Annotated in this window: 23 protein-coding genes, 3 tRNA genes and 1 pseudogene; 15 read left to right on the top strand and 12 right to left on the bottom strand. The window is 68.2% G+C overall.

What is annotated here, in order from left to right:
* Positions 1-72: 72 nt before the first annotated feature.
* Both rph and rdgB read left to right on the top strand, forming a co-directional pair.
* Complete coding sequence (rph, locus tag Q9R13_RS06680; protein ID WP_310964283.1) at positions 73-801, top strand: ribonuclease PH; 729 nt, start codon at positions 73-75, stop codon at positions 799-801.
* On the top strand, positions 794-1,399 hold the full coding sequence (gene rdgB, locus Q9R13_RS06675; protein ID WP_310964281.1) for an RdgB/HAM1 family non-canonical purine NTP pyrophosphatase: 606 nt from the start codon (positions 794-796) through the stop codon (positions 1,397-1,399). The genes rph and rdgB overlap by 8 nt, the downstream gene beginning before the upstream one ends.
* A 29-nt stretch (positions 1,400-1,428) precedes the next feature.
* Here the strand turns inward: rdgB and Q9R13_RS06670 are convergent.
* Both Q9R13_RS06670 and bcp read right to left on the bottom strand, forming a co-directional pair.
* Positions 1,429-1,509 (bottom strand) — tRNA-Leu (locus Q9R13_RS06670).
* A 69-nt stretch (positions 1,510-1,578) separates the two neighbouring features.
* Positions 1,579-2,067, bottom strand: coding sequence for a thioredoxin-dependent thiol peroxidase (bcp, locus tag Q9R13_RS06665; RefSeq protein ID WP_310964280.1), 489 nt, complete (start codon positions 2,065-2,067; stop codon positions 1,579-1,581).
* A gap of 48 nt (positions 2,068-2,115) precedes the next feature.
* Between bcp and Q9R13_RS06660 the strand changes: the two genes are divergently transcribed.
* The 3 genes from Q9R13_RS06660 (at position 2,116) to Q9R13_RS06650 (ending at position 4,496) form a co-directional block, all read left to right on the top strand.
* A complete protein-coding gene (locus tag Q9R13_RS06660) occupies positions 2,116-2,364 on the top strand; it encodes a DUF3618 domain-containing protein (RefSeq protein ID WP_310964279.1) in 249 nt (82 codons plus the stop codon).
* A gap of 53 nt (positions 2,365-2,417) precedes the next feature.
* Positions 2,418-2,717 carry a GroES family chaperonin gene (locus tag Q9R13_RS06655; RefSeq protein ID WP_310965049.1) on the top strand — a complete coding sequence of 100 codons (300 nt, stop codon included), beginning with the start codon at positions 2,418-2,420 and terminating at the stop codon, positions 2,715-2,717.
* A 159-nt stretch (positions 2,718-2,876) separates the two neighbouring features.
* On the top strand, positions 2,877-4,496 hold the full coding sequence (locus Q9R13_RS06650) for a hypothetical protein (protein ID WP_310962799.1): 1,620 nt from the start codon (positions 2,877-2,879) through the stop codon (positions 4,494-4,496).
* 215 nt (positions 4,497-4,711) lie between these two features.
* Here the strand turns inward: Q9R13_RS06650 and Q9R13_RS06645 are convergent, their stop codons facing one another.
* Positions 4,712-5,908 carry an IS701 family transposase gene (locus tag Q9R13_RS06645; RefSeq protein ID WP_397217824.1) on the bottom strand — a complete coding sequence of 399 codons (1,197 nt, stop codon included), beginning with the start codon at positions 5,906-5,908 and terminating at the stop codon, positions 4,712-4,714.
* Between the two features lie 109 nt (positions 5,909-6,017).
* Positions 6,018-6,903: pseudogene (locus Q9R13_RS06640) on the bottom strand (IS5 family transposase).
* Positions 6,904-7,049: 146 nt separating this feature from the next.
* On the opposite strand from Q9R13_RS06640, the gene Q9R13_RS06635 reads away from it, so the two are divergent.
* The 6 genes from Q9R13_RS06635 (at position 7,050) to Q9R13_RS06610 (ending at position 14,954) form a co-directional block, all read left to right on the top strand.
* A complete protein-coding gene (locus Q9R13_RS06635) occupies positions 7,050-8,246 on the top strand; it encodes an IS701 family transposase (protein ID WP_397217824.1) in 1,197 nt (398 codons plus the stop codon).
* 335 nt (positions 8,247-8,581) lie between these two features.
* The gene (locus Q9R13_RS06630) at positions 8,582-10,201 is read left to right on the top strand and encodes a hypothetical protein (protein WP_310962799.1); all 1,620 of its coding nucleotides are present in this window, start codon (positions 8,582-8,584) and stop codon (positions 10,199-10,201) included.
* A gap of 134 nt (positions 10,202-10,335) precedes the next feature.
* Positions 10,336-12,132 carry an MFS transporter gene (locus Q9R13_RS06625; RefSeq protein WP_310964277.1) on the top strand — a complete coding sequence of 599 codons (1,797 nt, stop codon included), beginning with the start codon at positions 10,336-10,338 and terminating at the stop codon, positions 12,130-12,132.
* 138 nt (positions 12,133-12,270) lie between these two features.
* Positions 12,271-12,642: a hypothetical protein gene (locus Q9R13_RS06620; protein WP_310964276.1), complete on the top strand. Its 372-nt coding sequence runs from the start codon at positions 12,271-12,273 to the stop codon at positions 12,640-12,642.
* 53 nt (positions 12,643-12,695) lie between these two features.
* On the top strand, positions 12,696-14,228 hold the full coding sequence (locus Q9R13_RS06615) for a hypothetical protein (RefSeq protein WP_310964275.1): 1,533 nt from the start codon (positions 12,696-12,698) through the stop codon (positions 14,226-14,228).
* Positions 14,229-14,249: 21 nt separating this feature from the next.
* Positions 14,250-14,954: a YwaF family protein gene (locus Q9R13_RS06610; protein ID WP_310964274.1), complete on the top strand. Its 705-nt coding sequence runs from the start codon at positions 14,250-14,252 to the stop codon at positions 14,952-14,954.
* Here Q9R13_RS06610 and Q9R13_RS06605 read toward each other — a convergent pair.
* The 5 genes from Q9R13_RS06605 to Q9R13_RS06585 all read right to left on the bottom strand — a co-directional run bounded on the left by Q9R13_RS06605 (position 14,951) and on the right by Q9R13_RS06585 (position 18,494).
* Positions 14,951-15,511, bottom strand: coding sequence for a DUF2231 domain-containing protein (locus tag Q9R13_RS06605; RefSeq protein WP_310964273.1), 561 nt, complete (start codon positions 15,509-15,511; stop codon positions 14,951-14,953). The genes Q9R13_RS06610 and Q9R13_RS06605 overlap by 4 nt on opposite strands.
* A gap of 101 nt (positions 15,512-15,612) precedes the next feature.
* Complete coding sequence (locus Q9R13_RS06600; protein WP_310964272.1) at positions 15,613-16,047, bottom strand: VOC family protein; 435 nt, start codon at positions 16,045-16,047, stop codon at positions 15,613-15,615.
* Between the two features lie 84 nt (positions 16,048-16,131).
* Positions 16,132-16,548: a hypothetical protein gene (locus tag Q9R13_RS06595; RefSeq protein WP_310964271.1), complete on the bottom strand. Its 417-nt coding sequence runs from the start codon at positions 16,546-16,548 to the stop codon at positions 16,132-16,134.
* A gap of 143 nt (positions 16,549-16,691) precedes the next feature.
* Positions 16,692-16,764 (bottom strand) — tRNA-Lys (locus Q9R13_RS06590).
* A gap of 152 nt (positions 16,765-16,916) precedes the next feature.
* Complete coding sequence (locus Q9R13_RS06585; RefSeq protein WP_310964270.1) at positions 16,917-18,494, bottom strand: phytoene desaturase family protein; 1,578 nt, start codon at positions 18,492-18,494, stop codon at positions 16,917-16,919.
* A 99-nt stretch (positions 18,495-18,593) separates the two neighbouring features.
* Here Q9R13_RS06585 and Q9R13_RS06580 point away from each other — a divergent pair, with 99 nt between their 5' ends.
* A complete protein-coding gene (locus Q9R13_RS06580) occupies positions 18,594-19,574 on the top strand; it encodes a pirin family protein (RefSeq protein WP_310964269.1) in 981 nt (326 codons plus the stop codon).
* Positions 19,575-19,630: 56 nt separating this feature from the next.
* Here the strand turns inward: Q9R13_RS06580 and Q9R13_RS06575 are convergent.
* Positions 19,631-19,706, bottom strand: a tRNA-His gene (locus tag Q9R13_RS06575).
* Positions 19,707-19,733: 27 nt separating this feature from the next.
* Positions 19,734-20,375 (bottom strand): oligoribonuclease, encoded by a 642-nt coding sequence (gene orn, locus Q9R13_RS06570; protein WP_310964268.1) that lies wholly within the window; start codon positions 20,373-20,375, stop codon positions 19,734-19,736.
* Between the two features lie 52 nt (positions 20,376-20,427).
* Between orn and Q9R13_RS06565 the strand changes: the two genes are divergently transcribed.
* The 3 genes from Q9R13_RS06565 to Q9R13_RS06555 are packed head-to-tail and all read left to right on the top strand — an operon-like array spanning position 20,428 to position 22,674.
* A complete protein-coding gene (locus Q9R13_RS06565; protein WP_310964267.1) occupies positions 20,428-20,922 on the top strand; it encodes a MauE/DoxX family redox-associated membrane protein in 495 nt (164 codons plus the stop codon).
* On the top strand, positions 20,903-21,643 hold the full coding sequence (locus tag Q9R13_RS06560) for a DsbA family protein (protein WP_310964266.1): 741 nt from the start codon (positions 20,903-20,905) through the stop codon (positions 21,641-21,643). Before Q9R13_RS06565 ends, Q9R13_RS06560 begins: the two co-directional genes overlap by 20 nt.
* Positions 21,640-22,674: an adenosine deaminase gene (locus tag Q9R13_RS06555; protein ID WP_310964265.1), complete on the top strand. Its 1,035-nt coding sequence runs from the start codon at positions 21,640-21,642 to the stop codon at positions 22,672-22,674. The genes Q9R13_RS06560 and Q9R13_RS06555 overlap by 4 nt, the downstream gene beginning before the upstream one ends.
* Here Q9R13_RS06555 and Q9R13_RS06550 read toward each other — a convergent pair whose 3' ends face one another.
* Positions 22,675-24,549 (bottom strand): hypothetical protein, encoded by a 1,875-nt coding sequence (locus Q9R13_RS06550; RefSeq protein ID WP_310964264.1) that lies wholly within the window; start codon positions 24,547-24,549, stop codon positions 22,675-22,677. It lies immediately after the preceding gene.
* Positions 24,550-24,755: the final 206 nt, after the last annotated feature.

Below are 24,755 nucleotides of genomic sequence, written 5' to 3'. Positions count from 1 at the left end.
CTCCCCGGAGGACGGGGCCTGCTTCCACGGGGGGAGGCAGGCCCCGTCCGCTGCGTCGATAAGGTCGGCGCCATGACTGAGACCGCACGTTCCGACGGCCGCGCGAACGACGAGCTGCGTCCGATCAAGATCACCCGGCACTGGCAGGACCACCCCGCAGGCTCGGTGCTGGTCGAGTTCGGCCGGACACGCGTGCTGTGCGCGGCGTCCGCGTCCGAGGGCGTCCCGCGGTGGCGCAAGGGCTCCGGCCTGGGCTGGGTCACCGCCGAGTACGCCATGCTGCCGTCGTCGACGAACACGCGCTCGGACCGCGAGTCGGTCAAGGGCCGCATCGGTGGCCGCACCCACGAGATCTCGCGGCTGATCGGTCGCTCGCTGCGCGCCGTCATCGACTACAAGGCGCTCGGCGAGAACACCATCGTCCTCGACTGCGATGTGCTGCAGGCCGATGGCGGCACCCGCACCGCCTCGATCACGGGCGCGTACGTCGCCCTGGCCGACGCGGTCGCCCACCTCCGGGCCGAGGGCGCGCTGGCCGGCGAGCCGCTGACCGGTTCCGTCGCCGCGGTCTCCGTGGGCATCATCGACGGTGTGCCGCGACTCGACCTCCCCTACGAGGAGGACGTCCGCGCGGAGACCGACATGAACGTGGTGATGACCGGCACAGGGAGCTTCGTCGAGGTGCAGGGCACCGCCGAGGGGGCTGCGTTCGACCGCTCCGAGCTGGACGCATTGCTGGCACTGGCCGAGAAGGGTTGCGCCGACCTCACCAGGATCCAGGAGGAGTCCCTGCGTGGCTGAGATCTTCCTGGCCTCCCGGAACGCCAAGAAGCTCGCGGAGATGCAGCGCATCCTCGAGGCGCACCTGCCCGGCGTCCGGGTCCTGGGCCTGGACGACGTCGCGCCGTACGACGAGCCGGTCGAGGACCAGCCCACCTTCGAGGGCAACGCGCTGGTCAAGGCCCGCGCGGGTCTGGCCGCGACCGGACTCCCGTCCCTGGCAGATGACAGCGGGCTGTGCGTCGACGCGCTCAACCAGATGCCGGGGGTGCTCTCCGCGCGGTGGTCGGGCCGTCCCAAGGACGACGCCCGCAACAACCGGCTGCTGCTGGAGCAGCTGGAGGACGTCCCCGACGAGCGCCGCGGTGCACGGTTCCGGTGCGCGGTGGCGTTCTGCCACCCCGGTGGGGAGGCCACGGTCGAGGGCGAGATGGCGGGGCGGGTGATCCGCCAGCCGCGCGGCAGCAACGGGTTCGGCTACGACGTCGTCTTCGTGCCCGATGACCAGGATGGCGATCTGACCTCGGCGGAGATGGATGCGGTGGCCAAGGACGCGATCTCCCACCGGGGCAGGGCGCTGCGGACGATCGCTCCGCGGGTGGCCGCCCTGGTGGGCTGAGCCGGTCCCGCGGGCAGCCGCTGCCACGGTGCCGGAGGGGGGAGTCGAACCCCCACGCCCGAAGGCACGGCGTCCTAAGCGCCGCGTGTCTACCGTTCCACCACTCCGGCGGGCTTGCTGAGTCTAGGGGGGAGGCCCGCACGCCCCCGCTGCGAGCCCCAGAGGGCACCGACGACGTCTCAGGCGGCATCCAGGCCCAGATCGCGGCGCAGCTTGGCGACGTGACCGGTGGCTTTGACGTTGTACTGCGCGAGCTGGATGCGACCCTGCTCGTCGACCACGAACGTGGATCGGATCACGCCCTGGACGACCTTGCCGTAGAGCTTCTTCTCGCCGAAGGCGCCGTACGCCGTCATCACCGAGCGATCCTCGTCGGAGGCGAGGGCGATCCTCAGCGCGTCCCGCTCGCGGAATCTGGCGAGCTTGGCCGGCTTGTCGGGGGAGATGCCGACCACCTCGTAGCCGGCGCTGCGCAGCGACTCGAGGGAGTCGGTGAAGTCGCAGGCCTGCTTCGTGCAGCCGGGCGTCATCGCGGCGGGATAGAAGTAGACGATCACCTTGCGACCGCGGAGGCCGGACAGTGAGACGGTGCTCCCGTCGTCAGTGGGCAGGGTGAAGTCGGGGGCCGTGTCACCGGGCTGCAGTCTGGGCACAGGTCTGTCGGGCATGCGCACACGGTAACGTCTGCCCTCGAGACCGGCGACCAAGGAGTGAACGTGGCCGACAAGCAGTTGAGCTCCCTCGAGCGGGAGATCGAGGAGACCCGCGAACGACTCGCGGCGACGATCGACCAGCTCGCCTACCGGGCAAGCCCGAAGACGATCGCCAAGCGCGAGATCAGCTCGGTGAAGGCATTCTTCGTCGATGGCTCGGGCGCGCCGCGGACCGAGAACATCGCCAAGGTCGTCGGTGGTGTCGTCGGGGTGGTGGCGCTGTTCGCCCTGGTCCGCAAGGTCGCTCGCTGAGCGTGGGCAAGACGGCGCCGGTGACGACGGACGGCGTGCGCACGCCGATCAAGATGCTGCACGACCGGGTGCTGGTGGCCGTGGAGACCGAGCAGGGGGAGCGGCGCTCGTCGGGCGGCATCCTGATCCCGGCGACCGCGGCGATGGGCGGCAAGCGGCTGTCCTGGTACCGCGTGGTGTCCATCGGGTCGCACGTGCGTACCGTCGAGGTCGACGACCGGGTGCTCTTCGACCCTGAGGACAAGGCCGAGGTCGAGGTGCAGGGCGAGCTGTACGTCGTGGTGCGCGAGCGTGACATCCATGCCGTCGCGGCTGATCGCCTCGGTGATGTGCAGACCGGCCTCTATCTCTAACGGGGCATCGCCCCAGCCCGACGAGCCGTGCGTGGTGTCCCGGGGTGGTGCTGGCGGCTCCGGTCGGCGGGTTGACGGTGCCCGGGGGCCCGTGTTGTGACCGCCTGCTTGGCGGTGGTTGGCTCAAGGTGAGCCGTCCCGCCTGACCGGAGCCTTCTCATGACGCTACCGCGCACCGTGTCCGATGTCGTTTCCGAGCACACCGTCTTTGAGGTCGAGTGCATCGATCGGATGTATCTCAACGTCTACGTTCCGCAGTTGCAGTACGCGGCCGGACTGGTGGGCTATGTGCAGCGCCAGCTCGGGCTTCCGGTCGCCTCGACCGCGCCGCTGAGCAAGATCACCGATGCGTTCAGCAAACAGATGCGCCGCTTCGCGGTGGACCAGGGCGTGCCGTGGGTCGACTTCGTCAAGGGCCAACGCAAGGACGACATCATGCACGAGCGTCTGGCGCGGTTCGAAGCAGCCGGGCACACCGAGGGAGTGTTGTTCATCGGCCGTGCGCAGGAGAAGACGTCGCTGTTTCGCACCGAGAAGCGCCGCAACGTCGAGGGGCGGGCGTATCCGTGGATCGTGAAGACCACCGGGATGGTCAACCACTTCTACGTCTACGCCGTCGATGCCGACTTCGGGCCGTTCTTCCTCAAGTTCTGTTCCTACTTTCCCTACAACGCCCGGTTGTGCATCAACGGCAACGAGTGGGCCAAGCGACAGGCCGCGAAGGCGGGGATCGGGTTCACCGCGTTGGACAACGCGTTTGCCTCCTTCGATGACCCCGCCGATGTCGCCACCGTTCAGGCAATCTGCGCCAGTCTGGGCCCCGACCAGATCGATGCGCTGCTGCGCAAGTGGCTGGCCAAGGTGCCACACCCCTACTCGAAGGCGGACCGGGCGGCCGGCTACCGCTACGACATCTCGATCCTGCAGGCGGAGTTCTCGCTGACCCAGATGCTGGACCGGCCCGTGAGCGGGCGGATCTTCTTCGAACAAGTCATCCGCGACAACCTCGACCTGGGCCGCCCCGACCAGGTCGGGTTGGTCTTCAACCGCCGCATCCACGCCGGGAAGAAGCACCAGACGCCAGGACGGTTCCGGACTCGAGTGATCACCCAAGGCGTGACTCCCAGCCTGCACGTGGACTACAAGGCGACCACCATCAAGCAGTACCACAAGGAAGGGAGAGCGCTGCGCACCGAGACCACGATCAACAACACCTACGACTTCGACATCCGGAAACGACTGACCAATCTGCCCGCCCTGTGCGAGATCGGCTTCACCGCCAACAGGCGTCTGCTCGACGTCCAACGACTCAGCCACGACCCGGCCCGAGGACAACAGGTCTTCACCACGCTCAACGACCCGGTCACCACCGAGACCGGGGCCCGGGTCGCCGGGCTGAAGTTCGCCGATACCCGCGCGATGGCGTTGCTGCACGCCCTCCTGGTATTCCGGCTGCTACCCGACGGGTTCACCAACCGCGACCTGCGCGACCTCGTTGGGCAACTGCTCGGCACCGTCATGTCGGCAGGGCAAATGACCTACGACCTGCGCAGACTCCGCGTCCACGGACTCATCGTCCGTCGTGCGCACAGCAACCACTACCAAGTCACCGACACCGGAATCGAGCACGCCCTGTTCCTCACCCGCGCCCATGACCGACTGCTGCGCACCGGCATGGCCCAACTCGCCGGACCCGAACCCCACCCCCTACAGGCCGCGAGCCGCACCTACCAGCACGCCCTCGACCAACTCACGAAGGAATCTGGACTCGCAGCCTGAGACTTGACCCGAAATTCCGGCTCCGCCGGACCAAGCCTTCTAGTACTACAGCCGCACTTAGGGAACAGCGCTGCGCCTGGCGTAGTGGCATCGTCGGGCGCGGGCTTGGTGGCGGCGTCGCCAGCGTGACCAGTCCAGGACGACGGTGGTGTCTGGCTGGCGCTGCCAGATCAGGGCAGCGAGGAGCCGTCTGACTTCGGGCACGGTGAGGGGGATCAGTTCCTCGACCGGCCGGAGGTCCCCCTTTTTCCGCCGCCGGCGGCGGTGTTGGTCTGGGCGGTGGTGATGGTCAAGAAGGCGTGCGCGAGCATCGCCAAGGTGATGTGCCGATACCAGGAGTCGTAGCGGCGTACCTGGTACTGGTCGAGGCCGACTTGGCCCTTGGCTGTTTGGAACGTCTCCTCGATCGCCCAGCGGGCACCGGCCACCCGGACCAGTTCACGCAATGGGGTGCGTTCGGGCCCGAAGCACAGGTAGTAGGCGACATCATCGGGGTCGGTCAGGCTGCGGCGGGCCAGCAACCAGTAGCTGGGGCTGTCCTCCAGGGGGCGGATCGGCGCCCGGGCCCAGTGATACAGGCGCGGACCCTTGGCGCCGCGCCCGGCGGAGATCTTCTTCCACGCCTGGGCGGGAAGCATCGCGGCCAGCGCATCGGCGCGCAGTTCACGCACTTTCGGTCCGTCACCGTCGTCGACGGCGGCGATGACGCGCTGGTTCACCGGAACCGCCATCACGTAAGGCATCTGACGTTCTTCAAGCATCGCGCGCAATCGGTAGTGCTGGCCATAGACCTCATCGCCGGTGACCCACCCAGCCGGCACCCCGGCGTCGATCGCGCGCCCGATCATCCGCATCGCCAGCTCCGGCTTGGTCGCGAACTCCACCTCGTCCCCGATATGCGCCTCAGCGCGTCGGGCAGCATCCTCGGCCCAGGCCTTGGGCAGGTAGAGCTCACGGTCCAAGAACGTCCGTGCGGATCCCTGGCCAGGACCAGTGGCATAGCCGAGGAAGACGCCGATCTGGCAGTTCTCGATTCGTCCCGCAGTGCCGGAGTACATCCGCGCCACCCCCGCGGACTTCGTGCCCTTCTTCAAGAAGCCAGTCTCATCAACCACCAGCACCCCAGCAGGGTCGCCAGGCGCAGGGGCGAGGTGCTCGACCACGTAGTCACGCACATCGTCGCGCACCGCGTCGGCGTCCCAATCGGCATAGGCCAACAATCGCTGCATCCCGTCGGGGATCGCCTCACCTGCAGACTCGGCCAGCGTCCAGGAGTTCTTCTTCTCCAACGGCGCCAACAACCCCCGCACATAGGCCAACACCCGCTCACGCGGCTCCGAGCGCGCGAACCGCGGCGCGATCCGGGCATGCACCTCCGCAAGCCCCGCCGCCCACTCCTCGACCTCAGACACACAAACCTCACCAGTCACACCAGCAACATGCCGGCGAACACCAGTCTCACACAGGCGACACACCGATCACGGCCAAAATAAGTGCGGCTGTAGTACTAGAGCGTGTCTGCTAATGGCGGACGCGGTGGTGGATCACCAAGGCTGCGAGGGTGACGCCACCGAGGTAGGTCAGCGCGTACTTGTCATACCTGGTCGCGATGCCGCGCCACTGCTTGAGTCGGTTGAAGCCTCGCTCGACGGTGTTGCGTTCGCTGTAGAGCACAGGGTCGAAGGCCGGCGGTCGACCACCCGAGGCGCCCTTGGCCTTGCGGTACGCGATCTGGTCGCTCTTCTCGGGGATGGTGTGCGCGATCTTCATCGTCCGCAACCTGGCGCGCGTGGAGTTGTGGGAGTACGCCTTGTCCGCCAGCAGTCGGAACCCGGACTTCGAGGCCGCCCGGTGTTGTTCCAGCAGCGGCCACAGTTGCGGGTTGTCCCCCGCCTGGCCGGGGGTCAGCAACAAGGTGACCGGCGAGCAGGTGGTGTCGGTGAGGGCGTGGATCTTGGTGGTCAGGCCGCCGCGCGAGCGTCCGATCGCATGATCCTCGGGCTCATCGGGCGAAAACCTGTAACTCGATTCAGCCCCCTGTGCTGGCCAGGACTGCCTGGCCGGTTCGCGCTCCTGCGGCGTGCTGATGGGCTCGGACGCTGGTGGAGTCCACGCTCAACAACGCGGCCAGATCCTCCTCGACCCCGCCGGTCTCGGCCTGGACCGCATGCAGCATCCGGGCATAGGTGCCGTCCTTGGACCAGCGCAGATGCCGTTCCGCGACCGACTGCCAAGCACCGAAGTGCTCGGGAAGATCTCGCCACGGCGAGCCGGTCCGGAAACGCCACACGATGCCCTCCATCGTCAACCGGTGGTCATTCCAAGGTCGACCAGGCCGGCGCGAGGACGGCATCAGGGGCTCGAGAACGGCCCACAGCTCATCGCTGATGACATCGGTTCGCAGCATGTCTCCCACACTCGCGGACCGACAGCCAGATCATTAGCAGACACGCTCTAGTACTACAGCCGCACTTATTTTGGCCGTGATCGGTGTGTCGCCTGTGTGAGACTGGTGTTCGCCGGCATGTTGCTGGTGTGACTGGTGAGGTTTGTGTGTCTGAGGTCGAGGAGTGGGCGGCGGGGCTTGCGGAGGTGCATGCCCGGATCGCGCCGCGGTTCGCGCGCTCGGAGCCGCGTGAGCGGGTGTTGGCCTATGTGCGGGGGTTGTTGGCGCCGTTGGAGAAGAAGAACTCCTGGACGCTGGCCGAGTCTGCAGGTGAGGCGATCCCCGACGGGATGCAGCGATTGTTGGCCTATGCCGATTGGGACGCCGACGCGGTGCGCGACGATGTGCGTGACTACGTGGTCGAGCACCTCGCCCCTGCGCCTGGCGACCCTGCTGGGGTGCTGGTGGTTGATGAGACTGGCTTCTTGAAGAAGGGCACGAAGTCCGCGGGGGTGGCGCGGATGTACTCCGGCACTGCGGGACGAATCGAGAACTGCCAGATCGGCGTCTTCCTCGGCTATGCCACTGGTCCTGGCCAGGGATCCGCACGGACGTTCTTGGACCGTGAGCTCTACCTGCCCAAGGCCTGGGCCGAGGATGCTGCCCGACGCGCTGAGGCGCATATCGGGGACGAGGTGGAGTTCGCGACCAAGCCGGAGCTGGCGATGCGGATGATCGGGCGCGCGATCGACGCCGGGGTGCCGGCTGGGTGGGTCACCGGCGATGAGGTCTATGGCCAGCACTACCGATTGCGCGCGATGCTTGAAGAACGTCAGATGCCTTACGTGATGGCGGTTCCGGTGAACCAGCGCGTCATCGCCGCCGTCGACGACGGTGACGGACCGAAAGTGCGTGAACTGCGCGCCGATGCGCTGGCCGCGATGCTTCCCGCCCAGGCGTGGAAGAAGATCTCCGCCGGGCGCGGCGCCAAGGGTCCGCGCCTGTATCACTGGGCCCGGGCGCCGATCCGCCCCCTGGAGGACAGCCCCAGCTACTGGTTGCTGGCCCGCCGCAGCCTGACCGACCCCGATGATGTCGCCTACTACCTGTGCTTCGGGCCCGAACGCACCCCATTGCGTGAACTGGTCCGGGTGGCCGGTGCCCGCTGGGCGATCGAGGAGACGTTCCAAACAGCCAAGGGCCAAGTCGGCCTCGACCAGTACCAGGTACGCCGCTACGACTCCTGGTATCGGCACATCACCTTGGCGATGCTCGCGCACGCCTTCTTGACCATCACCACCGCCCAGACCAACACCGCCGCCGGCGGCGGAAAAAGGGGGACCTCCGGCCGGTCGAGGAACTGATCCCCCTCACCGTGCCCGAAGTCAGACGGCTCCTCGCTGCCCTGATCTGGCAGCGCCAGCCAGACACCACCGTCGTCCTGGACTGGTCACGCTGGCGACGCCGCCACCAAGCCCGCGCCCGACGATGCCACTACGCCAGGCGCAGCGCTGTTCCCTAAGTGCGGCTGTAGTACTAACGGGGCATCGCCCCAGCCCGACGAGCCGTGCGTGGTGTCCCGGGGTGGTGCTGGCGGCTCCGGTCGGCGGGTTGACGGTGCCCGGGGGCCCGTGTTGTGACCGCCTGCTTGGCGGTGGTTGGCTCAAGGTGAGCCGTCCCGCCTGACCGGAGCCTTCTCATGACGCTACCGCGCACCGTGTCCGATGTCGTTTCCGAGCACACCGTCTTTGAGGTCGAGTGCATCGATCGGATGTATCTCAACGTCTACGTTCCGCAGTTGCAGTACGCGGCCGGACTGGTGGGCTATGTGCAGCGCCAGCTCGGGCTTCCGGTCGCCTCGACCGCGCCGCTGAGCAAGATCACCGATGCGTTCAGCAAACAGATGCGCCGCTTCGCGGTGGACCAGGGCGTGCCGTGGGTCGACTTCGTCAAGGGCCAACGCAAGGACGACATCATGCACGAGCGTCTGGCGCGGTTCGAAGCAGCCGGGCACACCGAGGGAGTGTTGTTCATCGGCCGTGCGCAGGAGAAGACGTCGCTGTTTCGCACCGAGAAGCGCCGCAACGTCGAGGGGCGGGCGTATCCGTGGATCGTGAAGACCACCGGGATGGTCAACCACTTCTACGTCTACGCCGTCGATGCCGACTTCGGGCCGTTCTTCCTCAAGTTCTGTTCCTACTTTCCCTACAACGCCCGGTTGTGCATCAACGGCAACGAGTGGGCCAAGCGACAGGCCGCGAAGGCGGGGATCGGGTTCACCGCGTTGGACAACGCGTTTGCCTCCTTCGATGACCCCGCCGATGTCGCCACCGTTCAGGCAATCTGCGCCAGTCTGGGCCCCGACCAGATCGATGCGCTGCTGCGCAAGTGGCTGGCCAAGGTGCCACACCCCTACTCGAAGGCGGACCGGGCGGCCGGCTACCGCTACGACATCTCGATCCTGCAGGCGGAGTTCTCGCTGACCCAGATGCTGGACCGGCCCGTGAGCGGGCGGATCTTCTTCGAACAAGTCATCCGCGACAACCTCGACCTGGGCCGCCCCGACCAGGTCGGGTTGGTCTTCAACCGCCGCATCCACGCCGGGAAGAAGCACCAGACGCCAGGACGGTTCCGGACTCGAGTGATCACCCAAGGCGTGACTCCCAGCCTGCACGTGGACTACAAGGCGACCACCATCAAGCAGTACCACAAGGAAGGGAGAGCGCTGCGCACCGAGACCACGATCAACAACACCTACGACTTCGACATCCGGAAACGACTGACCAATCTGCCCGCCCTGTGCGAGATCGGCTTCACCGCCAACAGGCGTCTGCTCGACGTCCAACGACTCAGCCACGACCCGGCCCGAGGACAACAGGTCTTCACCACGCTCAACGACCCGGTCACCACCGAGACCGGGGCCCGGGTCGCCGGGCTGAAGTTCGCCGATACCCGCGCGATGGCGTTGCTGCACGCCCTCCTGGTATTCCGGCTGCTACCCGACGGGTTCACCAACCGCGACCTGCGCGACCTCGTTGGGCAACTGCTCGGCACCGTCATGTCGGCAGGGCAAATGACCTACGACCTGCGCAGACTCCGCGTCCACGGACTCATCGTCCGTCGTGCGCACAGCAACCACTACCAAGTCACCGACACCGGAATCGAGCACGCCCTGTTCCTCACCCGCGCCCATGACCGACTGCTGCGCACCGGCATGGCCCAACTCGCCGGACCCGAACCCCACCCCCTACAGGCCGCGAGCCGCACCTACCAGCACGCCCTCGACCAACTCACGAAGGAATCTGGACTCGCAGCCTGAGACTTGACCCGAAATTCCGGCTCCGCCGGACCAAGCCTTCTAGTCAGGACCCGTTCACGTAGCCCCCTGCTCCTTTGCTAAAATTGGTGTGTAACTCAACCAATTGAGACGCAATCATGGAGTAAAGGGAGTCGATGACCGACCCAAGCACGAGACAGCGCGCCGACGGCCGCCGCGAGCGCGCTCATGCACGAGCTCTCCGCGACACCGCGAGCCCGCGCTACAAGTGGGTGGTGCTGTCCAACACGACGCTGGGCGTGCTGATCGCCACGATCAACTCCTCCATCCTGTTGATCGCCCTTCCAGACATCTTCCGCGGCATCAAGATCGACCCACTCGCGCCTGGGAACACCAGCCTCCTGCTCTGGCTGATCATGGGCTACATGGTCGTCACCGCGGTCCTGGTCGTCGGGCTGGGGAGGCTCGGTGACATGTACGGCCGGGTGAAGATCTACAACGCGGGATTCGCGATCTTCACGTTCTTCTCCGTGATGCTGGCGATCACCTGGATGCACGGCACCCCGGCCGGGCTGTGGCTGGTGGCGATGCGGATCTTCCAGGGCATCGGCGGCGCGATGCTGATGGCCAACTCCAGCGCGATCATCACCGATGCGTTCCCCGTCAACGAGCGCGGACTGGGGCTGGGCCTGAACATGGTCGCCGCGATCGCCGGCTCCTTCATCGGCCTGATCGTCGGCGGCGTGCTGGCACCGATCGAGTGGCACCTGGTCTTCCTCGTCTCGGTCCCGATCGGCGTGTTCGGCACGGTCTGGGCCTACTACAAGCTGCACGACACCGGCATCCGGCGACACGCGACGATGGACTGGTGGGGCAACCTGACCTTCGCGGTCGGCCTGATCGCGGTCCTGGTCGGCATCACCTACGGCATCCAGCCGCACGGCGGGCACACGATGGGCTGGACCAACCCGTGGGTGCTCACCGCCATGATCGGCGGTTGCGTGGTGCTGGGAGTCTTCTGCTGGGTCGAGACCAGGGTCGCCGAGCCGATGTTCCGGCTGAGCCTGTTCAAGATCCGCGCGTTCACGTTCGGAAACTTCGCCAGCCTGCTCGGCGCCCTCGGGCGTGGCGGTCTGATGTTCATCCTGATCATCTGGCTGCAGGGCATCTGGCTGCCCCGCCACGGCTACAGCTTCGCGTCCACCCCTTTGTGGGCGGGAATCTTCATGCTGCCGATGACTGCGGGCTTCCTCGTGGCCGGTCCGACCTCCGGCTGGCTGTCCGACAGGTTCGGCGCCCGCACGTTCGCGACCGGTGGCATGCTGGTCGCCTCGGCGAGCTTCGTGTGGCTGTGGCTGTTGCCGGTCAACTTCAGCTACTGGCAGTTCGCCCTTGCGCTGCTGATCAACGGGCTGGGGATGGGCCTGTTCGCGGCGCCCAACCGGACCGGCATCATGAACAGCCTGCCCGCGCACCAGCGCGGTGTCGGTGCGGGCATGAGCACGGTGTTCAGCAACGCCGCCATGGTGCTCTCCATCGGCATCTTCTTCTCGCTGATGATCACCGGTCTGGCGTCGTCGTTGCCGCAGACGATGATGCACGGGCTCACCGTCAACGGCGTACCCCACGATGCGGCGGCCAAGGTGGCCGCGCTGCCACCTGTGGGGGTGCTCTTCGCGTCGCTGCTGGGTTACAACCCGATCCAGTCGCTGCTGGGCCCCGACGTGCTGCACCATCTGCCGGCCGCGACCCAGGCGCACCTGACCGGGCATCAGTTCTTCCCGTCCCTGATCTCCGGACCGTTCTCCGACGGCCTCGGAGTGGCCTTCAGCTTCGCGATCGCGGCCTGCCTGATCGCGGCACTGGCGTCGGCGTTCCGGGGCGGCAAGTACGTCCACACCGACGAGGTCGAGAACCTGGTCGACGCCGACTCGACCGTGCCGGCGGAGCTGGTGGCCGAAGGCGCGGAGTGAGCAGGCGTACGAGCTGAGCGCGGTCCGGCGCGGAACTTCGCGGCTGGTGTCTCGTTGATAGTCGCGGGGAGGGCCCGATGACGCTTCGGCGTCCCGACCAGTGCCTCCCAGCTCGGTGGTGGCGGAAACGAGCGCCGCGTGCGTCCTGCTCCCTCAGGCCTGCGAACGCTCCTGTGGCGTGCGACTCGGGTCAAGCTGGTGCTCTTCGTCGTCGTGGCCGCCTGGATCATCGGCTCGGCAGTCGGGCTCGCGGCGCGAGGTGCGGTCTCGGTCTCGGACGGCGACGTCCTGGCCGGAGGCGCGACTGAGCCCGGGTCCGTGTCAGCGTTGGTGCGAGCCCACGACTGCTGGACCGGGTCCGCGCCCGACGACGTCTCGGTGCCGGGCCACGTGGTGGCCGGGCGCGGTGCCGGCCCGGTGTACGGCGGAGCCCGGATGGTGCACCTGGCCCTCGACCAGGTCTTCGCGGGCACGCCGCACGGCCTGACCGTCTACGCGTTCTGCCGTTGACGCTCGCCTACCTCGGCCACAGGTTGTTCGGGGCGGTTCGTTAGCCTTCGCGGGTGCCCAGCAACGGTCCGGTCGCGTCGACGACGAGCTCTCGCCCGACATCGCGACCGGACCTCGTCGGTCCGTTCCTCGCGGTCGTGGCGGGTCTGATCTACTGGCTGCACGGCTTCAACGGCTACCTGAGTCGTGACCTCAGCCTGTACGCCTATGCCGGCCAGCAGCAGGCCGACGGGGTGCCGCCGTACCTCGCCGTGGTGAACCGATCCGGCCCGCTGAGCCACCTCGTCCCGGGTATCGGAGCATGGCTCGGTCGGTTGGTCGGGGCAGACGACGTCCGTGCCGAGCGGGTCTTCTTCCTGCTGTTGGCTGCTGCGTCCATCTGGGTGGCCTACCTGCTGGGCCGCGACCTGCTGAGCAACCGTCTGGTCGGGTTGGCCATGGCGATGGCGCTGCTGTACGTCAACGGCTTCACGCAGTACGCCTCCGACGGGCCGCGCGAGAAGACCACGATGGTGCTCTGCATGCTGCTGGCCTCACTGGCGCTGGTCCATCGGCGGTTCTTCTGGTCGGGATTCTTCGTCTCGCTCGCCACGCTGACCTGGCAGCCCGCCTTCTTCGGTGGGGTCGTCGCCGCGCTCGCCGGCCTGTGGGTGCTACCCCGGGGGACCCGGCTGCGCGGCTTCTGGCGGATCACCCTGGGCGGGCTGCTCCCGCTGGCCGTGTTCATCGTGTGGTACGCCGCGATCGGCCACCTGCACGCGTTCCTCGAGTGCTTCGTGCTGATCCATGTCGGCTACACGCACCAGCCCGGTCTCTACTCGGACTTCGGAGCAGTGCTCGGTTCGCTCCGCGACGCCTATGGGATCTCGCTGGTGACACTGGCGGTCGGGTCGGTGTCGATCCTGGCGTTCACGGCGTGGACCCTGTTCTCCGCCGAGCGGCGGGCGCTGCCCCAGCGCCGGATGGAGGCGGCCTTCGGGATCTCGTTCGTGGCCGGGCTGATCTGGTCGACCTGGGTGTTCAACGGATGGCCGGACCTGTTCTTCATGCTGCCGTCGATCCTGCTCGGGGTCGGGTTGATCTCTCACGAGGTCACGCTGCGGCTTCCCGGCCGGGCTGCGCTGTCCGTCGTACTGGTCTGGGCGGTCCTCGCCACGGTGGGAGCGGTGGCCTATGCGGTGAACACCCGCAACAACCTCCTGCTCGTCCAGCGCGCCAACGTGCACGCGGTCCTGGCTGCGCTGCCCGGGAAGGCGACGATCGTGTCGATCGAGGGTCCACAGCCGCTCGTGCTGTCCGGGAGCACCGACCCGTTCCGACACCAGATGTTCAGTGCCGGCCTGGCGGACTACGTCGACCACTCCTATCCCGGGGGACTGGTCGGTCTCCGCGACGACATCGGGGCCCGACACCCCACGGTGATCTCGGTGGGGACCATGCACACCGAGCCGTGGATCATGCCACTGCTGAATCGTGACTATCGCAACGTCGGTGGAGGTCCGGGTTGGACCTGGTGGATCGCGAAGTCCGTCGGCGCGAAGGCGCTTGCGGCAGCCACGGAGGCGGCGGCGGCGCACGGCCGCTGATCTGCGCGAGAGACTGGTGGCATGGCTGCGGTCCTGCAGGCACGGTTCGTGCTGTTCGGGGCGCAGCACCTCGTCATCCTGGCCGTGTTCGTCGGCGGCTGTGCGCTCATGTGGTGGTCGGGACGCCGGCTCGGACCCATCGCGCGCAGGCGACTCGTCCGGGCCTTCGGTGCCCTGACCCTCCTGGTCTGCGGTCCGTTCGAGGTTGTCGACTGGATCCACGGGATCGCGCACTGGCGCACGTCGCTGCCCCTCCAGATCTGTGACGTGGCGTGGCTGGTGGCCGGGGTGGCACTGCTCACCCGGAGCAGGCGTTGGACGGCGATCCTCTACTACTGGGGGCTCACACTGAGTCTGCAGGGTGTGCTGACCCCCGACCTGGACCAGGCGTTCCCCGATGTGCAGTTCTTCGGCTATTGGGTGCGTCACCTCGTCCCGGTGTGGGCGGCGGTGTACCTGGTCGGTGCACGGATCGGCCCGACCTGGCGTGACTATCGCTTCGCACTCATGGTGACCTCGGTGTGGGCCGCAGGAATGATCGCGCTCAACCGTGCCCTGGGCAGCAACTACGGCTACCTGAACGCCAAGCCGGTGTCGCACTCCCTGCTGGACCTGCTCGGTCCGTGGCCGTGGTACGTCGTGGTCGAGGTGGCTCTGGTGGCGGCGGGTTGGGCGCTCATCACCTGGCCTTGGAACCGGCGGACGAAGACCGACCCTTCCGCCTAGCTCGTCTGATCGAAGCGGGCATCGTGGCTGCCCACCTTGCGTGCCAGCGCGAGGTGGCCGCCGAGGTAGCCGCCGGCGGCGGAGACGGCGGCTCCGGCGAGGGCCAGGCCCGTGCCGGAGCCTTGCCGTCCGCGGCGGCGGGCCAGCCAGGAGGCGGCGTACATGCTGATCGCTAGCCCGTTGGTGACCGCATGGACGAGACCCACGCGCTTGTCCCGGGCGCCTGCGGCACTCCACTCGGCCCACCCGGTCCATGCCGTCGGGCCTGCGGCGAGCAGGCCGGTGGCAATGAGCCGCTGGGCCGGTCGCGAGGACTCGGCGCCCCCGAACAGGTCGAGGATGGTGGCCGAGGTCCAGGTGCCGAGGACCAGGTCCGTCAGCGACGGGTGGAGGGCGTGGCCCAACCAGTCGCCGCGCAGCATCGAGCCCCGCGCGCCCTGTCCGAAGATCTGCTGGATGGTGGGCTCCATCGCTCGCACCGGTCCGTCGAGCGCGCTCGCCTCCTCCAGGCCTCGGGTCCACGCGACGAGCGGCCGGGTCCGCTGAGTGGGTTCCATGGCTCCTCCTTGGCGCTCTCGCCGGGGGATGGGTCGCCGGCGCCGCCGTACCCACCTTGCCGCGCGGGTGGCGCCGGGACAATGACCGGCCCCGAGGTCCGTCAGTCGAGGCAGAACTCGTTGCCTTCCACGTCCTGCATCACCAGGCACGCCTCGTTCTCCTCGTCGGCAGGGAGCAGCCACTGACGCCGAGCCCCGAATGTCTCGAGCCGAGTCGCTTCGGCCTCGAGCGCAGAGACTCGCTCATCGCCGGTGAGCCCGGTGCCCACGCGTACGTCGAGATGGAGCCGGTTCTTCACCGTCTTGGGCTCCGGCACCCGCTGGAAGAACAGCCGCGGACCGACTCCGTCCGGGTCCTGGCACGCCCATGTCGCGCCTCGGCGCTCCGCAGGGAGCGTGGCCTCGAACGCGTCCCAGGAATCGAAGCCCGGCGGGGCGGGAGGGTCGACGTATCCGAGCGCGGCCTTCCAGAACTCCGCGACCGCCCGCGGCTGCGCGCAGTCGAAGGTCACCTGCACGTGCTTCACCGTTGCCATCGGCTCAGGGTAGCGATGAGGGCGAGCGGGGCCCGCGGTGGTGACGCCACCGGACATGCGTACGGCGACACCACGCCCGGCGTCTCATTCGTGGGCGCGCCGCGACGCTCCATCGGCGATGAGGGACAGCCCGATGCCGAGCATCCAGACGTCCTTGGAGATCGCGGTGCCCTGGGAGGTCGGCCACACGGTGCCCGGCCGGTGCAGGCCGTCGGTACGCAGGTACATGGTCACCAGTGCCCCCGAGAACCCGGTCAGGCCGATGCCGACCACCGCAGCCGGAACGAACGGGGCCAACAGCGCGGAGCCCAGCGCGATCTCGCCGACGGAGAGCATCCGGAGGAAATCGGTGGGCTTCATCGGCTTGAAGGCTGGGAACGCGCCCGAGGCCATGCCGTGGAGCCCCGTTGCCTGTGCTTCGTTCCCGTGCCACTTCTCCCAACCGCTGTGGAGGACGTAGGCGCCGGTGGCAAGGCGGAGGGGGACGTTTCGCAGCTTCATCGCAACTCCCGGGACACAAAGGTGATGGACACCTCGACCATAGCCGCCGGTCGCGGACACCCCCCTGCCCCGCAGCGTCGTCGTCGGCCAGGTCCGAGAAGCACGAAGGTCAGGCCGTGTGAGCGGCCTGACCTGCGAATGTGTGCGCCATCAGGGACTCGAACCCCGAACCCGCTGATTAAGAGTCAGCTGCTCTGCCAATTGAGCTAATGGCGCGTGAAGCGTGTGGAACCTTAGCAGTCTGTCGGGCCGGATCTGAAATCGAGGCCACGGTCCGCTGGGGTCGGCATCTCGCCGGCCGAAGGTCCGGCTGCGGCGGCTCTCGCGCTGCTCGTGGCAGAGCCGCTGCCGGTCGACGCGCGCAACTGCTAGCGCATCGCGATCACGGCATGGGCTGCGTTGTGGCCGCCCAGGCCGCTGACGGCGCCGCCGCGGCGCGCGCCCGAGCCGCACAGCAGGATCGAGGGCACCTCGGTGGCCACGCCCCACTGCTGCGCCGGGGTGGTCAACGACTCCCGATGTGAGGCCCAGGGCCAGCTCAGGTCGCCGTGGAAGATGTGGCCGCCAGGCATGGCCAGGTCGCGCTCGATGTCCTGGGGCACCTTGGCCTCGACGCAGAGCTCACCGTTCGGCCCGACGAGCACGCAGTCCAGCAGCGGCTCGGCGAGGTGCTGGTCGATCGCGGCCAGGGCACGGCTGACCGCCCGCAGCTTCTGCCCCTCGGTGTCCTGGGCGAAGAGCGGCTCGGGCATGTGCAGCCCGAAGTAGGTCAGGGTGTGCACCCCGAAGTCGGCGAGCTCGCCCAGGATCGACGGGTCGGTCAGCGAGTGGCAGTAGAACTCCCCGGGTGGCGCGCTCGGAACCTCCCCGCGGGCGGCCTCGGCATACGCATGCGCCAGCGCGGAGTACTCCTCGGCGACGTGGAAGGTCCCGGCGAACGCCTCCCGGGGGTCGGCGCCGCTGCGCAGCCGAGGGAGGCGGGACAGGAGGAAGTTGATCTTGAGCTGGGCGCCGACCGGCTTGGTCCCGCTCTCGGGCGACTCTCCCATCAGGATCCGCAGCACCCACGGGGCCACGTTCGCGAGCACGAACCGGGCACGCACCCCGTGATTTCGTACGCCGTCGTGCCACCGCACCTCAGCCCCGTCCGTCCCTGCGGTGATGCTGCTGACACCGGCGCCGGTCATCAGCTCGGCGCCGGCCGCACCCGCCGAGCGGGCCAGTGCATCGGTCACCGCACCCATCCCGCCGACCGGCACCCGCCACTCGCCGGTGCCGTTGCCGATCAGGTGGTAGAGGAAGCATCGGTTCTGGATCAGCGAGGGGTCGTGCAGGTCGGCGAAGGTGCCGATCAGCCCGTCGGTGGCCACGACGCCGCGGACCAGGTCGTCGGTGAAGCGCTCCTCGATGACCTCGCCCAGCGGGCGCTGCACCAGGCTTCGCCAGATCTCGGCATCCACCTGCTCACGCAGCGCGGGTTCGGTGGGCAGCGGCTGGGTGAGCGTGGGTGCCACCACATCGGCCAGATCGCTCACCTCGCCGTAGAACCGGCGCCAGGCGGCGTACTCCTCGTCGCTGCCGGTGAGCTCGCGGAACGATGCAGCGGTGGCGTCACCCTCGTCATGCTCCACGAGGAGGCCGGTCGCGCGGCCATCCCGGACGGTGGGCGAGTACGAAGCGGTCCGTCGCGAGCGCAGTTCGACACCCAGGTCGAGCTCTTGCGCGATCGACTCGGGCAGCAGCGACACGAGGTAGGAGTACCGCGACAGCTTGGCACCGGTCTGCGGGAAGGCCTCGGCGCTGACCGCGGCTCCGCCCACATGGGGGAGTCGCTCGAGCAGCAGGGTGCTCAACCCTGCCCGCGCCAGGTAGGCGGCCGCCGCGAGGCCGTTGTGTCCGCCGCCGACGATGACGACGTCGTACTCCGTGCGCTCGGCTGGTGGCATGGAATCACCGTAACGAACGCGGCCCATGGCGCCGCTCGGCTTCCCTACCGGAATATTTAGACTTCAACTACCCTTGTGGAGTCAGAGGAGGTGGCAGCCATGCCAGCAGTGACCGTGGACGATCTGACCGTGCTGCAGCGACTCGCCGTGCCCGGACTCGGCGACACCGTGCGACCGGTCAAGCAGTTGACCGATGCCCCGAGGGGCTTCGAGGGAGAGGGCTTTCCTGTGCGCCGTGCCTTTGCCGGCGTCGACCTGCGCGACCTGGACCCGTTCATCCATCTCGACCAGATGGGTGAGGTGGAGTACGCACCGGGGGAGCCCAAGGGCACGCCGTGGCATCCGCACCGCGGCTTCGAGACTGTGACCTACATCATCGATGGCGTCTTCGACCACCAGGACTCCCACGGGGGTGGCGGCACCATCACGAACGGCGACACCCAGTGGATGACGGCCGGTGCCGGGCTGCTGCACATCGAGGCGCCGCCGGAGTGGCTGGTGCAGAAGGGCGGTCTCTTCCACGGCCTGCAGCTGTGGGTGAACCTGCCAGGGGCGGACAAGATGAAGCCGCCGCACTACCAGGACATCCGCTCCGGTCAGGTCGGGCTGACCACCTCGGCCGACGCCGGTGCCTTGGTGAGGGTGATCGCCGGCCGGGTCGGCTCCACCGAAGGGCCGGGCTCGACCCACACGCCGATGACGATGGTGCACGCCACCGTCACCCCCGGTGCGCGGCTGGACCTGCCTTGGGAGCCGTCGTACAACGCGTTGGTCTACGTGCTGTCGGGCGAGGGCTCTGTCGGCACCGACGGCGTCGCCGTGCGCACCGGCAACCTCGCGGTGCTGGGAGCCGGCGACTTCATCACCCTGGCCGCCTCGGCGCGACAGGAGAGCCGTACGCCGGCCCTCGACGTCGTGATCATGGGCGGCCGCCCGATCCGTGAGCCGGTCGCCTGGGCGGGGCCGTTCGTGATGAACACCAAGGCCGAGGTGCTCCAGGCCTACGAGGACTTCCAGAAGGGTCGACTCGGCACGATCCCGTCGGTCCACGGTGCACCCACCACGCTCCAGGAGGGCTGAGTCGTCACAGTGCCGCGCTCCGGTGTCACGACGTGACACCGGAGCGCGGCACTGCTTGGGGTGAGCGACGGGGCTTGAACCCGCGACCCTCGCGACCACAACGCGATGCTCTACCAGCTGAGCTACGCCCACCATGCGAGGGATGAGTGTAGCGGTCGATCAGTCGTCCACCGAATCGGGTCGGCTCCCGTCGTCGGCGCCGGTCAGGCTGCCCTGGTGGCGCGCGGCGATCTCCCGTGAGGTGTCGTTGTCGGGGCCCGGCGGGGGTACGAAGATCGCTTCCCGGTAGTAGCGCAGCTCCTCGATGCTCTCCCGGATGTCGGCGAGCGCACGGTGGTTCCCGCTCTTCGACGGAGCGGCGTAGTAGGCGCGCGGGTACCAGCGCCGGGCGAGCTCCTTGATCGAGGACACATCGACGATCCGGTAGTGCAGGAACGCCTCGAGCTCGGGCATGTCCCGTGCGATGAAGAGTCGGTCGGTCCCGACGGTGTTGCCGGCCAGCGGTGGGCGGCTGCCATCAGGGCAGTGTTGCCGGACGTAGTCGAGGACCTGGGCCTGGGCGTCGTCGAGGGTGGTGCCCGCGTCGAGCTCATCGAGGAGGCCGGACGTGACGTGCATGTCCCGCACGAACGGCACCATCTGGTCGAGAGCGGCCGCGGACGGCTTCACCACGATGTCGACCCCGTCGCCGAGGACGTTGAGGTCGAAGTCGGTGACCAAGGCCGCCACCTCGATCAGTGCGTCCGCGCCCAGGTCGAGGCCAGTCATCTCACAGTCGATCCACACCAGTCTCTCAGCCACGAAGGTCGAGCCTACTCAGGCTCTCCACATGTGGGTTTCCTAAGGTATGGGCATGCTGCGTTGGGTGGGACTCGTCGCGCGCCTGCTGGTGGGCGGCGTGTGGATCGCGGCCGGGGTCATCAAGCTGCCCCACCCCGAGGCCAGCGTGGCCGCAGTCCGGGCCTACCAGCTGCTGCCGTTGAGTACGACGAACTTCGTCGGCCACCTCCTCCCGATCGTGGAGGTGCTGATCGGCGTGGTCCTCGTGCTGGGCGTGCTGGTGCGGCTGGGCGGTGTCCTCTCGGCTCTGCTCCAGCTGGCCTTCATCATCGGCATCTCGTCGGTGTGGGCGCGCGGCATCCCGATCGACTGCGGTTGCTTCGGCAACGGCGGTGCCACCTCCTGGGCGCACGCCAAGGCGACGTACCCCTGGGAGATCGCTCGCGACGTGGGCCTGTTCCTGGTCTCGGCCTACATGGTGGTGCGGCCACGCACCGTCCTGGCCCTCGACAACCTCCTCTTCCCGCCCCTCGAGAAAGGGACCCCCCATGTCCAAGAGCAACCGTGAGCAGGGACGCGCCGAACGGGCAGCTGCGATCCAGGCGGCTCACGCACGGGCGGAGCGCAACCGCCGAATCGCCATCGGTGGCGCCGTGGTCGTGGTGCTGGCGATCATCGCCGCCGCCGTCTTCTGGTATTCCGGAGGCAGCGGGGGGAGCTCGACCGCCACGACGAAGGACGTCGCGAAGCTGCATCCGCGTGCGGGCGACCACTCACTGGTGATCGGTCCGAAGAGCGCGAAGGACCACGTCGTCGTCTACGAGGACTTCCTGTGCCCCTACTGCCGGGAGTTCGAGACCGCCTCCCGTGACTTCCTGCACGCCGACGCGGCCAAGGGCCTCGTCGAGGTGGAGTACCGGCCCTTCCACCTGCTCCAGGACGACTACTCGACCCGGGCGCTCAACGCGTTCGCCGAAGTGCTGTCGGAGAGCCCGGGCGTTGCGATGAAGTTCCACGACCTGCTCTACGACAAGCAGCCCTACGAGGCGGCGGCCAACAAGCCGAACGCGTCGCAGCTCGCGGACTGGGCGGCCAGCGTCGGGGCGGACAAGTCCAAGGTCGAGGCCGCGGTGAACGCCGCCGATCCCGCCTTCGAGACTGCTGCGAACGCGGCGGCGCAGAAGGCGAACGTCCAGGGCACGCCGACGGTCTACTTGAACGGCAAGCAGGTCCAGGGCTCAGCCACCCAGATCGCGGACCAGCTCGAGACGCAGATCGCGAAGAAATGAACGGCGGGCTCACCGACTTCGTCGCAGGGCTGCCCAAGGCCGAGCTGCATGTGCACCATGTCGGCTCGGCGTCGCCCCGGATCGTCGCGGAGCTCGCGGCCCGGCACCCGGGCGTGGTCCCCAGCGACCCCGCGCAGCTCGCCGAGTTCTTCGCCTTCCGGGACTTCGCGCACTTCATCGAGGTCTACCTCGCGGTCGTCGACCTGGTCCGGACCCCCGAGGACGTCCGGCTGCTGACGATGGAGGTCGCCCGTGACATGGCCGCTCAGAACATCCGATACGCCGAGCTCACCTGCACGCCGTACACCTCGGTGCTGCCGCACGACGACGAGCGCGGGATGCCCATCGAGGCCTACACCGAGGCCATCGAGGATGCGCGCGTCGCCGCCGAGCGGGATCTCGGCGTCGTGCTCCGGTGGATCTACGACATCCCGGGGGAGTCCGGGCTGCCCGCGGCGGACGCCACCTTGGACTTCGCGCTGCGTCATCCGTGCGACGGACTGATCGGCTTCGGGCTCGGCGGCCCCGAGGTCGGAGTGTCGCGGCCGCAGTTCCAGCCGCACTTCGACGCCGCACGCTCCGCCGGGTTGCGCAGCGTGCCGCACGCCGGGGAGACCACCGGACCGCAGACCGTGTGGGACGCGATCCGGCTGCTGGGTGCCGAGCGGATCGGGCATGGTACGTCGGCGGCGCAGGACCCGGCGCTGCTGGCCCACCTCGCCGACCACGGCATCCCGCTCGAGGTGTGCCCGTCGTCGAACGTCGCGACCAGGGCGGTCGACCGGATCGAGGAGCACCCGATCCGCGTGTTCCGTGATGCCGGCGTGACGATCACCGTCAACTCCGACGATCCGCCGATGTTCAACACGACCCTGGACCACGAGTACGAGCTGGCGGCCGAGCTGCTCGATCTCGACGAGCCAGGCGTGGCCGAGCTGGCGCGTGCCGCCGTACGGGCCTCGTTCCAGGACGATGCGGGCAAGCGTCGGCTGCTCGACGAGATCGACGACTACTGCGCGACGCCCAGCTGATCAGCCCAGGGGCGCCGGGCAGTAGCGCGCTTGGGTGATCGGTACGTCGAACGCGTGTGACGACGGCGTCATGCCCGCCTCCTCCTGGGTGACGTAGTACAAGGTGATGTGCGCGTGCAGCGTCGGTTGGTCGAAAACCCACTGAGCGACCGAGTCGACGCCGCCCGTGTCGCTCTCCCGAGCTGATTGGGTGAAGTCGATCGGCACCGCCATCACCGGTTCGTTGACGACCTGGGTGTGGCCGTCGATGTGGAAGGTCTGCCGAAGGCTCCCGTAGTAGGGGCTCGTGGCCTGCCCGGTCGGGACCGGCTGCTGGGACCAGGCACCCTGGAGTCCGAGTTCGGGCCCGCGTCCGCTCTGGTCGCCGATGCCCGGCGGGCGAGGGGTCAGCCCCGGTTTGAGCGGGTGTGGCACGTCCTGGGTCGACGGCGCCAGACAGATCTCCAGCCCGTCGGTGCGGTAGGTCTGGGTGGCGCCGTCTTGAAGCGGCAGTGTCTGTGCGGGCAGGTCGACTCGGTAGCCCGCTGGATGGTGATAGCTGATCTCCCATCCGATCTCGGCCTGCTTGGTGAACCCCAGTGCCTCGGCGATCATCCCGAGGTAGTTGTGCGCTGCGCGCTGGATCAGCGCCGCTCCGGTGCTGGTGCCGTGCTGGATGATCTTCGGTCCCACGCCGGGGAGGTACTCGTCGTCGGGCTGGAAGGTCATGGTGGCGACGCCGTTGGTGTCGGTCACGCTCGTGCACGAGTTCGAGCAGCCGACGATGTGGCCCAGGTAAGTCAGGTGACTGACCGCATCGGGATCCCAGGTCACGGTGACGCCGGAGATCCCGCCCTTCTGCGGGAAGTTGTAGTGCACGCCGCGACCGCAGGTGAACTTGCCGTAGTCGTCGCGCATCGACACGCGCACCTGGAATTTCATCGGGTCGGCCGACTGCGGACCGTCGGTGCCGAACGCTCCGGTGAGGTCCGGCTTCACCGGTGCGACACCGACGGAGTAGGCGATCGCGCTCCCGTCGACGCCGTCGAAGATCTCCTGGGCGATGACCCCGTTCGGCGCGCCCTTGACTGCACCCTTCGTCGCCACCATCACCCCCGTGGCGACCCCGTAGCTGGAGCCACCGCCGAACGAGCCGCAGTCGGACCCGGACAGCCTGCGGGCCGATGGTCCGCCAGCCGTCGTGCGCGCCGCGACCCGCGTCTTCTTCGTGGCCGACCGAGTCGCGTCGATGCCGATGAGGAGCCGTTGCAGCGGATCGAGGACGAGTGCGTTGGCTGCCGCGCTGTGAGCCGGATCGTGGTGCCGGGCCTGACCGAGTTTGCGTACGACGGCGGCGAGGACGCCCTCTGGCCGGTGCTTCCACTTCTTCCTGGCGAGCCTCTTGATGCCGGCGGCGACTGCCGAGGCGAGCCGGCTCCCGGTGACCTTCTTGCCGTGGAGGGTCTCCTTGGCCAGCGCGAGCTGTGCCGCGACCTGGGCGAAGCTGCCGTCCTGCTTGCGGCCGAGCTGGGCGGCCAGGGCCTTCACCTCGCCGGTGTAGAGGTAGATGTCCCTCGGGCCACGCTCGAACCCGCCGACGACCTTCCTGCCCGCGCCGGTGTAGACGCCGATGCCAACACCCTTGAGGACCTTGTCGATGGCCTTGACCCGGGCCTTCGTCGTGCGGGCATGCAGCACAGCCCTGGTGAGCTTCGCCGGACTCGGGGCACGCCAGACGCTGCGGCGTGCCGCCGGTGCGGTTGTCGGCCTCACTCGCGCCGAGGACGAAGGCGAGGTCCGGACGAGTGCGACCGCCGGTGGCGCGGTGCCAGCGACGAGCGTGGCGAGAGTGGCGGCGACGGCGATACCTGCAAGACGCGCGGCCGAGACGTTCATGTGGCCCCCTGGCGGCGAGGAACCATCCGACGCTAGTGCCGCGCGGCGAAGACGCGCAATGGCCGGATCGGGCCATTTGCAGCCCACGAACGGTTCAGGCCCTGCGGTCTCATACTCCGCAGGGCCGCCTCCTTTGTATTACGAGCGGCTGCGGGGCGATGACAGCGACACGCTGGCAGCGTGGCCCGAATCACGCCGCCAGGTCG

The organism is Nocardioides marmorisolisilvae (assembly GCF_031656915.1).
Classification (GTDB): Bacteria; Actinomycetota; Actinomycetes; order Propionibacteriales; family Nocardioidaceae; genus Marmoricola; species Marmoricola terrisoli.
The sequence above is the reverse complement of the archived record's forward strand: the minus strand, read 5'-3'. Positions and strand labels throughout refer to the sequence as shown.